Annotated in this window: 9 protein-coding genes, 2 tRNA genes and 2 pseudogenes; 11 read left to right on the top strand and 2 right to left on the bottom strand. The window is 59.5% G+C overall.

Annotation, left to right across the window (positions count from 1 at the left end):
• Positions 1-158: 158 nt before the first annotated feature.
• Complete coding sequence (locus RBRH_RS07175) at positions 159-980, bottom strand: squalene/phytoene synthase family protein (RefSeq protein ID WP_041754293.1); 822 nt, start codon at positions 978-980, stop codon at positions 159-161.
• A 198-nt stretch (positions 981-1,178) separates the two neighbouring features.
• Here RBRH_RS07175 and RBRH_RS07170 point away from each other — a divergent pair.
• Positions 1,179-1,265, top strand: a tRNA-Leu gene (locus RBRH_RS07170).
• Positions 1,266-1,452: 187 nt separating this feature from the next.
• Positions 1,453-1,665 (top strand): hypothetical protein, encoded by a 213-nt coding sequence (locus RBRH_RS07165; protein ID WP_162145550.1) that lies wholly within the window; start codon positions 1,453-1,455, stop codon positions 1,663-1,665.
• Here RBRH_RS07165 and RBRH_RS07160 read toward each other — a convergent pair.
• Positions 1,662-2,171: a MarR family winged helix-turn-helix transcriptional regulator gene (locus RBRH_RS07160; RefSeq protein ID WP_013435440.1), complete on the bottom strand. Its 510-nt coding sequence runs from the start codon at positions 2,169-2,171 to the stop codon at positions 1,662-1,664. The two genes, RBRH_RS07165 and RBRH_RS07160, sit on opposite strands and share 4 nt — an antisense overlap.
• A 455-nt stretch (positions 2,172-2,626) precedes the next feature.
• Here RBRH_RS07160 and tig point away from each other — a divergent pair, with 455 nt between their 5' ends.
• From tig to RBRH_RS07105, 9 genes and pseudogenes are all read left to right on the top strand, one after another.
• Positions 2,627-3,982, top strand: a complete 1,356-nt coding sequence (gene tig / locus RBRH_RS07155) for a trigger factor (protein WP_013435438.1) — start codon at positions 2,627-2,629, stop codon at positions 3,980-3,982.
• 139 nt (positions 3,983-4,121) lie between these two features.
• Positions 4,122-4,775, top strand: a complete 654-nt coding sequence (gene clpP, locus RBRH_RS07150) for an ATP-dependent Clp endopeptidase proteolytic subunit ClpP (protein WP_041753575.1) — start codon at positions 4,122-4,124, stop codon at positions 4,773-4,775.
• Positions 4,776-4,935: 160 nt separating this feature from the next.
• Positions 4,936-6,206: pseudogene (gene clpX, locus RBRH_RS07145) on the top strand (ATP-dependent Clp protease ATP-binding subunit ClpX).
• A gap of 197 nt (positions 6,207-6,403) precedes the next feature.
• Positions 6,404-8,821: an endopeptidase La gene (gene lon / locus RBRH_RS07140; protein ID WP_041753573.1), complete on the top strand. Its 2,418-nt coding sequence runs from the start codon at positions 6,404-6,406 to the stop codon at positions 8,819-8,821.
• A gap of 294 nt (positions 8,822-9,115) precedes the next feature.
• The gene (locus RBRH_RS07135) at positions 9,116-9,388 is read left to right on the top strand and encodes an HU family DNA-binding protein (RefSeq protein ID WP_013435434.1); all 273 of its coding nucleotides are present in this window, start codon (positions 9,116-9,118) and stop codon (positions 9,386-9,388) included.
• 388 nt (positions 9,389-9,776) lie between these two features.
• Positions 9,777-10,009 (top strand): annotated as a pseudogene (locus RBRH_RS18830) (IS5/IS1182 family transposase); the annotation flags it as partial.
• A gap of 181 nt (positions 10,010-10,190) precedes the next feature.
• Complete coding sequence (locus RBRH_RS07125; RefSeq protein ID WP_013435432.1) at positions 10,191-10,622, top strand: DUF29 domain-containing protein; 432 nt, start codon at positions 10,191-10,193, stop codon at positions 10,620-10,622.
• Between the two features lie 604 nt (positions 10,623-11,226).
• Positions 11,227-11,302: transfer RNA gene (locus tag RBRH_RS07115), tRNA-Val, on the top strand.
• A gap of 323 nt (positions 11,303-11,625) precedes the next feature.
• A complete protein-coding gene (locus tag RBRH_RS07105; protein ID WP_041754291.1) occupies positions 11,626-12,855 on the top strand; it encodes an MFS transporter in 1,230 nt (409 codons plus the stop codon).
• Positions 12,856-12,885: the final 30 nt, after the last annotated feature.

Here is a 12,885-nt window from a genome sequence, read left to right as displayed (position 1 = left end):
CCGCTCGCTCTATGCGACGGTGTTGCAGCAAGGGTGGGGTATCGAGGCGGCCTCCGTGCTTGGTGCACGGTTCGATACGTTGCCGGGGGTGTTACGCTGAGCAAGCGCCCAGAGACGACGGGCGCCCAGGGATGGGTGCCGTTGCGGGCGCCAGTGCGTCAGTGCGTGCGCCAGGCAATCCACAACTTGCGCAGCGGCGTTAGTGCGATGCGCTGATGCAGCACGCGATAGTCTTCCGCCTCGAGTTCGCGCAGCAGTGCCAACGACATGGCGGCTTGTGCGCGGAGCACACGCTGCGTCCGGCGCTCGACGGCCGGTATCGCGCCGAGCGCATCGGTGAGCGCGCGACGCGCACGCTCGACCTGAAACGACATTAACTGCGTGAAGCCTTCGCCGTAGCGACGATGCAGGATGTCGGCGGCTGTCACGCCGAATCGCTGCATTTCGTCGATCGGGATGTAGATGCGGCCGCGCCGTGCGTCCTCGCCGGTGCGCTCGACGATATCGGCAAGTAGCAACGCCCGCCCGAGCGCCGGGGCCCATGACGCCAGGCTGGTCGGCTCGCGCGCGGTCACTCCGGCTACGGTACTCGCCAATGCGGCGCCCACCTGCTCCACGTAACGGCGCAGCCCTGCGAAATCGAGATAGCGTGCCTGATCCAGGTCCATCTGGTAACCGGATAGCCACGTCATGAACGCTTCGATCGGCGCCGTGCTGGCGTAATAGCGAGCGATGGCTTGCGTCACCGGATGGGTTGGCGCGTCCTGTGCGAGGGCGCCGAACTCGCGTTGCCACCAGGCGAGCTTGGCGCGCCCGACGGCTGGATCACTGACTTCGCTGACGCTTTCGGCCAATTCCCGATGCAATGCGTACAGCGCGGTCAACAACGGCTGCGCGGTCAACGGCGCCTGCCGCAGCGCATAGTACGTGCTGGATCCGGCCGGGGCCGCCTTTTGCTGGCAATAATCGTCGATATTCACGCGAAGCGAAACATGCAAAAGCGCGCGCGGCGTGTACCGTGCGCAAAGCATCAAAGTTTAGCATTGGCCGTACACGCGGTGCAGACAACGCGCGGCAAATCGGTTAGAATCTTGCGCTTGCAGCGTCTAAGTCGGGCTGACCGACCTTTTGGCGCGGCAGAACACGACAACCGGGCGGCGTGCAATGCGCCCCTGGATGCGAGGATGGCGAAATTGGTAGACGCACCAGGTTTAGGTCCTGACGCCCGCAAGGGTGTAGGGGTTCGAGTCCCCTTCCTCGCACCACAGATCCACCGTCGACGTATCTCGCGGCCGCCATTAGGGCGCCAGCGAGGGCCGTGCGCGAGCAGCGGGCCGCGCTGCGCTTGCGTGCCAGCCGTGCCGATCGTGCCGCGATCATTGGCAACCCGCTACCCCTTTGCAGGATAATCAGATGGCCGAAAGGATCGTCGGCAATTTTATCGTTCGCACAATGCAGAGTTCGACGCGGCCGGGCGAATGGACGTCCACTTACTTCATTTCCCGGCTTGACGCGAAGCTGCGCGAGGGGTGGGTCATGCGGCAGGCGATCGACGCAGTATTCGACAACCAGAATGCCGCCGCCGAGTATGCGCTCGACGCCGGCGTCAAGGCGGCCGCCCGGCTTGCGCCCGATGCACGCGGCGCAGGCCGCGAGCGCGGCTAGCGTGGCGACGCACTCGTGCGTTTGGCGCGCGGCTTGGTCGTTTTCTGTGCCGTCGATGCCTCCGCGTTGCGTGCTGCGGCAATCACTTTGTCGAGTAGCCGGCTCAATTGGGCATGCTCACGCTCGCCAAGCACGGCGAACATATTGTCGTTCCAGCGCCGCGCGATCGGCATGATTTTGCGATACAGCGCGCGCCCGGCCGGGGTCAGTGACACGACGACGATACGTCCATCGTCGCGGCTTGCCTGGCGTTGCAGTAGCGCACGCCGCATCAACGCTTCCGCGGCGCGGCTTGCCTGGCTCTTGTCGAGATTGGCGTGCCGGGCCAGCTCGATGACCGAGAACGGCCCGAATGCGCCGACGGCTGCGATCACGCGCGCCTCAGCGATCGATATGCCGATTTTACGCTGGTAAAGTTCGCTGATGCCGCGCTCGGACAACTTGTTGAGCACGTGTATGCGGTAGGTGAGGAATTGGGCCAGGCCGGATTGATCGGCAGAAGTCATGTTGCTCCTGTTAAAGCGTCTAGCGTAGAAAGGTGAACCGGTGCCACGACAATCACCGACGCGCCGTGCTGGGTACGGGCCCCGACATGGGATGGCTGCATAGCCGTGGCGGCCGGTGGGCGGGCGTCGGTACGATTAGATAAAGAAGCAGGCATTGAAACAACCAGTCTCCTAGCGTCTTGGGGTTGGCCGGTCAGCAACGGGGTGAACCGAGAGCTTATCAAACGCGACGCGCGCTGCCAGCCGTAGGGCAGGCGCGACGGCGCGCGGGTAAAATCGTGCGCCAAACGGGATAAAACCGCGATTTCCGATGTCACGCGTCAATAGTTTGCTAAACTACCTGGCTTTCCAGACCCGACTGGCTGTGCCACCGCGCGCGTTCCCCGGTATCGGGCCGCCGGTCGCCTGGCGCACGGAGAACCAGACGCTCGAACACTTTAGGACGGATTGAATTCATGGCTAACGTTGTAGAAAACCTCGGCAAACTCGAACGGCGCGTGACGATTTCGCTGCCGAAGGAGGTCGTTCAAAAGGAAATCGACGCGCGTATCCGCAAGCTGGCAAAGAATGTCCGCATGCCTGGTTTCCGTCCCGGCAAAGTGCCGCTGAAGATGGTCACGCAGCAGTACGCCGGCCAGGTTGAGGCGGAAGTGCTCAGCGACAAGATTGGCAAGGCGTTCTTCGACGTCAGCCGCGCGGAGAACCTACGCGTGGCGGGGCAACCGAGCTTCGCGGCGAAGCAGGAGCCGGCGCAGGGCGATGCGTATGCGTTCGATGCGACGTTCGAGGTCTATCCGGAAGTGAAGCTCGGCGACATCTCGAGCGCGGAAATCGAGCGGACCACGACGACGATCAGCGACGCAGAGATCGACCGTACCCTCGAAATCCTGCGTAAGCAGCGGGTGCATTTCCACCCCCGTGGCGAGGCGGGCGAGCATGGCACAGGCGGCGACGATGTCAGCGCGCAGAGCGGCGATCGCGTGACAGTCGACTTTGTGGGCAAGATCGACGGCGAGGCGTTTGCCGGCGGCAGTGCGCAGGACTTCGCGTTCGTGCTCGGCGAAGGCCGGATGCTGCCGGAGTTCGAGCAGGCGGCGCTGGGCTTGAAGGCGGGCGAGTCGCGAGAATTTGATTTGAAGTTCCCCGATGATTATCAGGGTAAGGAAGTGGCTGGCAAGACCGCGCGTTTTACGATCACCGCCAAAAAGGTCGAATGGCCGCATCAGCCCGAAATCGACACGGAATTTGCGAAGTCGCTCGGTATCGCGGATGGCGACTTGGCGAAGATGCGGGCGGAGATCAAAGATAATCTGGAACGTGAGGCGAAGCGCCGCACGCAGGCCATCCTGAAGAATCAGGTCATGGATGCGCTGTTAAAACTCGCTGAGTTGGATGCGCCGACTGCGCTGATCGAGCAGGACCAGCAGCGTCTGGTCGAAATGGCCCGTCAGGATTTGGCGCAACGCGGCGTGCCCGATGCGGCGAAAGCCCCGATTCCGGCCGAGATGTTCAAGGAGCAGGCCGAGCGTCGCGTGAAGCTTGGGTTGATCCTGGCCGAGTTGGTCAAGGAGCATAAGCTGGAGGCGAAACCCGAGCAGATCCGGGCCGAGGTGGACGAATTCGCGAAGAGCTATGAGGACCCAAAGGAAGTCGTGCGCTGGTATTATTCGAACCAGCAGCGCCTTGCCGAGATGGAAGCGTACGTAGTCGAGAGCAACGTCGTCGACTTCGTGCTGGGCAAGGCGAAGGTGACCGATAAGGAAGTCGGCTTCGAGGAACTGGCGAACGCCTCGCAGGCGGCTCAGGCGTAACGGCAGCGCAATAGGGCGGCGGGCGAAACGGTCGGATAGACGGTTTCGAACGCCGTTTATCATTTGTGCGCAGTTTTTGCATTCCGGTTATCGTTGCATCACCGAAGCATCGAACAACTCCATACAGAAGGACAGACGCATGACGTTCCGCGCAGATTTGCTGAATCAACTCGCCACGCACGCGCCCCGGGATTTTGAGGCCCAGGCCCTGGGCCTTGTGCCGATGGTCGTCGAGACGAGCGGCCGGGGTGAGCGTGCCTACGATATCTACTCGCGCCTGCTCAAGGAGCGGCTGGTCTTTCTGGTGGGCGAGGTGAACGACCAGGCCGCGAATTTGGTCGTCGCTCAATTGCTGTTCCTTGAGAGCGAAAATCCAGACAAGGACATCAGCCTGTACATTAACAGCCCCGGCGGCTCAGTGTCGGCCGGCATGGCGATCTACGATACGATGCAGTTTATCAAGCCGGATGTGACCACGCTGTGTATGGGCCTGGCGGCCAGCATGGGCGCGTTCCTGCTCGCCGCTGGCGCGAAAGGCAAGCGCATTGCGCTACCTAATGCGCGCGTGATGATTCACCAGCCGCTGGGCGGCGCGCGCGGCCAGGCGTCCGATATCGAAATTCAGGCGCGCGAAATCCTGTTCCTGAAGGAGCGCCTGAACAACCTACTCGCGCAGCATACGGGGCAACCGGTTGAGCAGATCCAACGGGATACCGATCGCGACAATTTCATGTCAGCTGAGGACGCGCAGGCCTATGGGTTGATCGACCAGGTGCTGCATAAGCGTCCGTGATGCGGCACTCGTTAAAGGGACCCGCTGTTGGGTTGGGCGGGATTTCACCGATAGGTGCCGCCAGAAAACCGCCGACAATGGACTGATGACCGGTTCCGCACTGCCGGGGGTGGTCAATCGGCGTATGATGTGAAAGAAGTKTYMRGAGGCTTATATATTTATGGCGGACAAGAAAGGTTCGAATAGCGAGAAGCTGCTGTACTGCTCGTTTTGCGGAAAGAGTCAGCACGAGGTCAAAAAGCTCATTGCGGGACCGTCGGTCTTCATTTGCGACGAATGCATTGACCTGTGCAATGAAATCATCCGTGACGAGGCAGCCGGCGCGTCCGGCGACGTGGGTATCACCCGGTCGGACCTGCCCAGCCCGCTGGAAATACGACAGATTCTCGATCAGTACGTGATCGGGCAGGAGCGCGCGAAGAAGATTCTCGCGGTGGCGGTGTACAACCACTACAAGCGTCTGAAGCATCTCGACAAGAAAGACGACGTCGAGTTGTCCAAGAGCAACATTCTGTTGATCGGGCCGACTGGGTCAGGCAAGACGCTGCTCGCGCAAACGCTTGCAAGACTGCTGAACGTGCCGTTCGTGATCGCGGACGCGACTACGTTGACGGAGGCGGGCTACGTCGGCGAGGATGTCGAAAACATTATTCAGAAGCTGCTGCAAAATTGTAACTACGAGGTCGAGAAGGCCCAGCGCGGCATCGTCTACATCGACGAGATCGACAAGATCAGCCGCAAATCGGACAACCCGTCGATTACCCGTGACGTATCGGGCGAAGGTGTGCAGCAGGCGCTGCTCAAGCTGGTCGAGGGCACGATGGCCTCGGTGCCACCGCAAGGTGGCCGCAAGCATCCGAACCAGGACTTTATCCAGGTCGATACGACCAACATCCTGTTCATTTGCGGGGGAGCGTTTGATGGCCTCGAAAAAGTGATCACGGATCGTACCGAGAAGACCGGCATTGGTTTTGGGGCCAGTGTGAAGAGCAAGCAGGATCGCGATGCAGGTGAGGTGCTGCGGGATGTCGAGCCGGAGGATTTGATCAAATTCGGCTTGATTCCCGAACTCATTGGCCGCTTGCCGGTTGTCGCGACGCTGGGCAAGCTCGACGAGGCCGCGCTGATGAAAATCCTAGTCGAGCCGAAGAACGCGTTGGTCAAGCAGTATCATAAGCTGTTCAACATGGAGCGGGTGGAGCTTGAGATTCGGCCCACGGCGCTACAGGCGGTCGCGAAAAAGGCGATTCGCCGCAAGACCGGCGCGCGTGGCTTGCGCTCGATCCTGGAACAGGCATTGCTAGATGTGATGTACGAGCTGCCGACGCTTAAAGGGATCAGCAAGATATCATCGATGAGAACGTTATCGACGGTGATGGCAAACCATTGCTGATCTATGAAGACACGCCAAAGGTGGCTGGGAGCAATTGATCGGCGACGCGCCTGCGTGGCGGGGGCCGTTCATGGCGACGTGGACGGCTTGTTTCGTTTAAAGTGGAGCGATCCAAAACTTTTGCGCATCCTGCGACTCGGATTGGAAGTTTCTGCATCTGTCCGCGCCCCGAAGCTTGCAATACGGCGTTATTGCCTCAACTTTCGAACGAATTGATTCCACACTGGGGATAGAAATGTCAGGAAGCCAACTTCTCCCGACTGAACGCACCACTTTGCCGCTGCTTCCGCTGCGGGATGTGGTCGTGTTCCCGCATATGGTGATACCGCTATTTGTTGGCCGCCCGAAATCGATTAAGGCCCTCGAAGCGGCAATGGAAGGCGGCAAGCACATTATGCTGGTCGCGCAAAAGGCCGCTGCGAAGGACGAACCGACCGAAAAGGACCTTTACGAGGTCGGATGTGTCGCCAATATCCTGCAAATGCTGAAGCTGCCGGACGGCACGGTGAAGGTGCTGGTCGAGGGGCTGCAGCGCGCGAAGACGTTGTCGATTGAAGAGCAGGAGACAATGTTCTCGTGCGAGTTGATGCCGCTGGAGCCAGACCGCGCCGACAGCGCGGAGACCGAGGCGCTGCGACGCGCAATCGTGTCGCAGTTTGACCAGTATGTGAAACTCAACAAGAAGATTCCCCCTGAGATCTTGACGTCGCTGTCCGGGATTGACGAGGCGGGGCGCCTGGCCGATACGATCGCTGCGCATCTGCCGCTGAAGCTGGACCAGAAGCAGAACATCCTAGAGATGTTCCCTGTCATTGAGCGCCTAGAGCACTTGCTTGCGCAACTCGAGGCCGAAATCGACATCCTGCAGGTCGAGAAGCGCATCCGTGGGCGCGTGAAGCGCCAGATGGAAAAGAGCCAGCGCGAGTATTACCTGAACGAGCAGGTCAAGGCGATCCAGAAGGAGCTTGGCGAGGGCGAGGATGGCGCTGACATCGAGGAACTCGAGAAGCGGATCACGGCTGCGCGTATGCCGAAGGAGGCAAAGAAAAAGGCGGATGCCGAGCTTAAGAAGCTGAAGCTGATGTCGCCGATGTCCGCCGAAGCCACAGTCGTGCGCAACTACATCGAGACGTTGATCGGGCTGCCGTGGCGCAAGAAGAGCAAGGTCAGCAACGACCTGGCGAATGCCGAACGCGTGCTGGACGAGGACCATTTCGGTCTCGAAAAGGTGAAAGAGCGCATCCTTGAGTATCTGGCAGTCCAGCAACGCGTGGACAAGGTGAAGGCGCCGATCCTGTGTTTGGTCGGGCCTCCCGGCGTGGGCAAGACCTCGCTTGGGCAGTCAATTGCGCGCGCAACGAATCGCAAGTTCGTGCGCATGGCGCTTGGCGGCGTGCATGACGAGAGTGAGATCCGCGGCCACCGTCGCACTTACATCGGATCGATGCCGGGCAAGATCCTGCAGAGCCTGACGAAGGTGGGTGTACGCAATCCGCTGTTCCTGCTTGATGAAGTCGACAAGATGGGGATGGACTACCGCGGCGACCCGTCGTCCGCGTTGCTCGAGGTGCTGGATCCGGAGCAGAACCACACATTCGCGGATCACTACGTCGAGGTCGATTTCGATCTGTCGGATGTGATGTTCGTCGCGACGTCGAATTCGCTGAATATTCCGGCGCCGCTGCTGGATCGGATGGAAGTGATCCGGCTGTCGGGCTACACCGAGGAGGAAAAGGTCAACATCGCACAGCGCTATCTGCTGCCTAAGCAAAAGCGCAACAATGGGCTGAAGGAAGGCGAGATCGATGTGACCGAAGCGGCGATTCGCGACATTATCCGTTACTACACGCGCGAGGCGGGTGTGCGCTCGCTCGAGCGCGAAGTGTCGAAGATCTGCCGCAAGGTCGTGAAGATGCTGCTGCTGAAGAAGGCGGACGGCGCGATCACGGTCGATGGCGGTAACCTGGATACGTTCCTGGGCGTGCGCAAGTTCGACTTCGGGCTGGCGGCAAAGGAAAACCAGATTGGCCAGGTCACGGGCCTGGCATGGACGGAAGTTGGCGGCGACTTGCTGACGATCGAGGCGGCGCTGATGCCCGGCAAGGGCAACGTGATTCGTACCGGCTCGCTCGGCGACGTGATGAAGGAATCCGTCGAGGCTGCCCGTTCGGTCGTGCGTTCGCGCTCGCGTCGGCTGGGCATCACGGATGCGGCGTTCGAGAAGAAGGACATCCACATTCACGTGCCGGAAGGCGCGACGCCGAAGGACGGTCCGTCCGCGGGCATAGCGATGACGACTGCGCTGGTGTCGGGGCTGACTGGCATCCCGGTGCGTGCCGACGTGGCGATGACCGGTGAAATCACGCTGCGTGGCGAAGTACTGCCGATCGGTGGATTGAAGGAAAAGTTGTTGGCTGCGCACCGCGGCGGCATCAAGCTCGTGCTGATTCCAGAAGAGAATGTAAAGGATCTCGCCGAGATTCCGGACGCGGTGAAGAACAGCATCGAGATCGTGCCGGTACGTTGGATCGACAAGGTGCTGGAACTGGCGCTCGAACGGATGCCGGATGCGCTGCCGGAAGACGACGCCAAGCCTGCACCGGTCGCGGATGGCCAGACGAAGGAGGCGGGCAGCGAAGTCGTCAAGCACTGAAATCGGCGTGGCGCATCCACGCCGCGTATGCGTTGGATGCGTTGTGCTGTGACGTGGCGTGAAGAGGCGACGGCGACCCGGTTGCTGCGGCCCAATCATGTGCTCAAACACCCTGCATGCGTGAGCTGCGGGGTGCTTTCTTTTGGGCTCAGGGAGATCTCCAGAAGACGCCTGCGAATCGCCTTGACACGACGGTTTCAGTTGCTTTTAATGGCTCCGCGCGGCCGGCGCATCACCCCGGGCGCACAACGAATGTGCCCACAACTCATACCCGACTAACGCGAGGGGTGGAGAATGAACAAGACGGAGCTGATCGATCACATTGCAGAACAAGCGGATATTTCGAAGGCCGCTGCGGGACGCGCACTGGACGCCTTAATTGATGGCGTCAAGGAGACGTTAAAGAAGGGTGGCAGCGTGACACTCGTTGGCTTCGGCACGTTTGCACTGGGTACGCGCACCGCACGCACCGGGCGCAATCCCCGCACTGGCGCGGCAATCAAGATTGAGGCGGCTAAAGTGCCGAAGTTTCGTGCTGGTAAAGCGTTGAAAGATGCATTAAATTAATAGGCTTTATTGGACAGGACGTCGAACGGGTGCTTAGCGCAGTTAATAGAACAGCACTCCTATAAGGCGTAACTAATAAAAAATAATTAAATCAATAGATTATGCATTAATCCAAATACTGTATTCTTATCTCAGTGTCTTGTAATTGCACCTTGATTTTTCTTCCCACGCAAGGGATCCAATGAGCGTTGGCTCCAACTCTGCTTTGCTAATCCGCGAGCCCCGTGCCGCCGCGCTCGCACTTGAATTCCCATGTAGGGGCCTGCTGTATTGTCCCCAGAACTTAGAAAATGGTATGGACAGACGGCCGGAAGCAGGTGTGGGCGTTTTCTGCCTAATAAAATAGTCAAACTAAACAATGGTGTAGGAAGCCGTCAGCGAGATTATATTGCGGGCAATGATCCGGCGGCGCAGTGCAATCGAGCCGGTCATTGGCCATATGAAGCAGACGGCAAGCTCGATCGCAACTGGCTTAAAGGGGCGCTAGGCAATGCCATCCATGCAGTGCTGTGCGGCGCCGGCCACAACCTGCGGATGATTTTCAGGAAGCTGCGGCTTTTTTACGCCCTGATCCGGGTTGCTCTGCTCAATCGCGAGGCTTACATGGCGCCGGCGGCATGAACTTACCGCAGAGCAGAGTTAATTGTTCAGGACGAACTAGTTATTATATTGTTCATGGTTGCTTGTGCAGCGGACACGTCACATCCGCTGCTGTTTTTGGGAGCCAAATGGTAGTGTGGGTCTCTCTCTCTGTGTGTGATAATGAAAACCTCACACGCTTTGAGCTTAGTGGAGCACGTAAATGGGAACCAAGTACGAACAGGACGTGGTGGCGTGGGCCAACGAACAGGCCGCACTGCTGCGCGCCGGTCAGTTCTCGGCTCTGGACATCGAGCACATCGCGGAGGAGATCGAGGACGTGGGCAAGAGCGAACAACGTGAATTGGCGAACCGGATGGCTGTGCTTCTGGCTCACCTGCTCAAGTGGCAGTACCAGTCGGGCCGACGGGGTTCAAGCTGGCAACGCACGATCAAGGAGCAACGGCGGGCATTGGACGCCGCGCTAAACGATACGCCTAGCCTTAAAAACTCTTTGTCCAATCAGAACTGGATTGCCCGGACTTGGGCTGATGCAGTTTCCAAGGCCGTTGAGGAGACCGGCTTGGATGTGTTCCCCGACGCCTGCCCGTGGTCGATGGATCAGGTGCTGTCCGTGTCGTTCTACCCTGATTAACTGTAATGGATGGGTGCGCGCAGGATGCAACTACGCCAACGCACGCTCATGCGGCGGGCGGCCTTACAATTGCCGCCCGTACCACAGCACGCGCTCGATTAAAGCGAATCTTTGCTGATCATTCGCGTCTTCTATCGGCACCTCATAGGGTGGGTAGTGTGCGTGCGCGTAGATGGCCCGAAGATAAGGGCCGTGCAAGCGTTGCAGCCGCTTCACAAGTATCTGACCATTCACTTGAATAACATAGATGCCGTACTTGAAGAAGTAAACGATTGATTGATAAGGATATTGTCATCGTCGTGCAGCGCAGGGTACATAGAATCGCCGTGCATCCGTAGTACGCTTAAATCCTCGGGCCGGTATGTAGATAATTCTCGACCCAATAGCGCCGGAACGCCATTGTGAATTTAGCCTTGCCCGACGTCGCTAATTGCGAGTAACCCTTTAGCTTTCGAAATGCTACCGTGTTTGATTGTTTGGAGCGTACCGTCTGTGATGCCGGCGTGGCGGCGTCCCCAACTGTACAATTTTTTGCTATTAAATTGCTGGTAAAGCGATCAAAGGTGCGCTAAACTAATCAGCTCTGTTGGACGCGACGGCGAACGGGTGCTTAGCTCAGTTGGTAGAGCGGCGCCCTTACAAGGCGTAGGTCGGGGGTTCGAACCCCTCAGCACCCACCATCCCGTTTTGCGAAGCTGTCCCGCGCGGTCTGAAGAAGACTGCTGCCGTACTGGAAACCCGCATGGCTATTGGCAATGCGGGTTTTTTGTTTCGTGTTGTCGAAGAAAAAAGCATCGCAAGCAATGAAGTTTGGCTGCCACTTGGTGCCTGCTTGGCATCACCGGTAGTGGCCACGTTGTCGGCGCGCGCGACTTCGCGAGTTATCTCGTTTGTCGACGCGTGATTGTTGCTTTACCGGACCGGGGACACGGTTTCTCGAATGACCCAGATCGGCAAGGCTGTGCTTGACCGCGGCGAGGCCGCGATTATCAGGGGGAATCCTATGTCAGAAGTCAGTGCCGGCACCACGATTGACGCGTCCTCGTCGGCTCTTTACGCGCGCGCAAAGGGCAATGTCGCCAGGCTCACCATCGCGCAAGCACTCGCCGGCGCGAACTCGACCGTCATATATGCGACGGGGGCGATCGTCGGAAACACGCTCGCGCCCAGTCATGCTCTGGCGACCCTGCCGATCTCGGTCTTTGTCGTCGGGATGGCCGCATCATCGTTGCCAGCCGGGGCGATCGCCCAGCGCTGGGGCCGCCGTGCCGCTTTCATGATTGGCGCCGGATGCGGCGTACTTGCTGGCCTGCTTGCGGCTTGGGCTGTCATGTTGGGCTCATTCTGGCTATTTTGCGTCGCGACGTTTTTCGGCGGCGCTTATGCGGCCGTGGTGCTTTCCTTCCGCTTCGCCGCCGCAGATTGCGTGCCGCACGATCAGCGCTCACGTGCACTATCGTTCGTCATGGCAGGTGGGGTTTTTGCCGGGGTCATCGGTCCTCAGCTCGTTACCGGGACCATGAGCCTGTGGACACCGTATCCATTCGCGGCGACCTTTCTGGCGCAAGCGGGGGTGGGCGTGTTGTCTGCATTCCTCCTGCAAGGGGTCCGTCTTCCGAGGCCGACCATGACAGAGGTTGCCGGCGGCCGCCCGATCACCACCATCGTGCGCCAGCCCCAGTTCGTTACCGCGGTGATCTGTGCGGTCGTCTCCTATTTGTTAATGAACTTTCTCATGACAGCCGCTCCTTTGGCGATGCAAATGTGCGGCCTATCACAGGCGTCGTCCAATCTTGGTGTTCAATGGCATGTGATCGCGATGTACGCACCAGGCTTCTTCACGGGCACCCTGATTGTGCGGTTCGGTGCAGGGCGGGTCGTCACGGCGGGGCTGGCGCTCATCGCGCTTTCAGCCGCGACAGGCTTGCTCGGTGTTGAGGTGGCGCATTTCTGGCTCACGCTTATTCTGCTCGGCGTCGGGTGGAACTTCGGCTTTGTGGGCGCATCAGCCCTCGTGCTCGAATGCCATCGGCCGGAAGAGAAGGTGCGAGTGCAGTCGCTTAATGACTTTATCGTGTTCGGAACGATGGCCTTCGGGTCCTTCTTGTCAGGCGGCCTGCTGACGGCCTACGGATGGCACACGGTACTCTGGCTGTCGTTTGTCCCACTCGCACTGGCAGCGCTTGTGCTGGCTGGTTTTACGGCGGCGAGTAGGCGCGGCACGCTGGTTTGAACAACACCGCGGTTTTTTCTGCAGGGCGAT

The sequence above is a fragment of the Mycetohabitans rhizoxinica HKI 454 genome (assembly GCF_000198775.1).
GTDB classification, from domain to species: domain Bacteria; phylum Pseudomonadota; class Gammaproteobacteria; order Burkholderiales; family Burkholderiaceae; genus Mycetohabitans; species Mycetohabitans rhizoxinica.
Note: the sequence above shows the minus strand (reverse complement) of the source record. Positions and strands in the feature narration are given on the sequence as shown.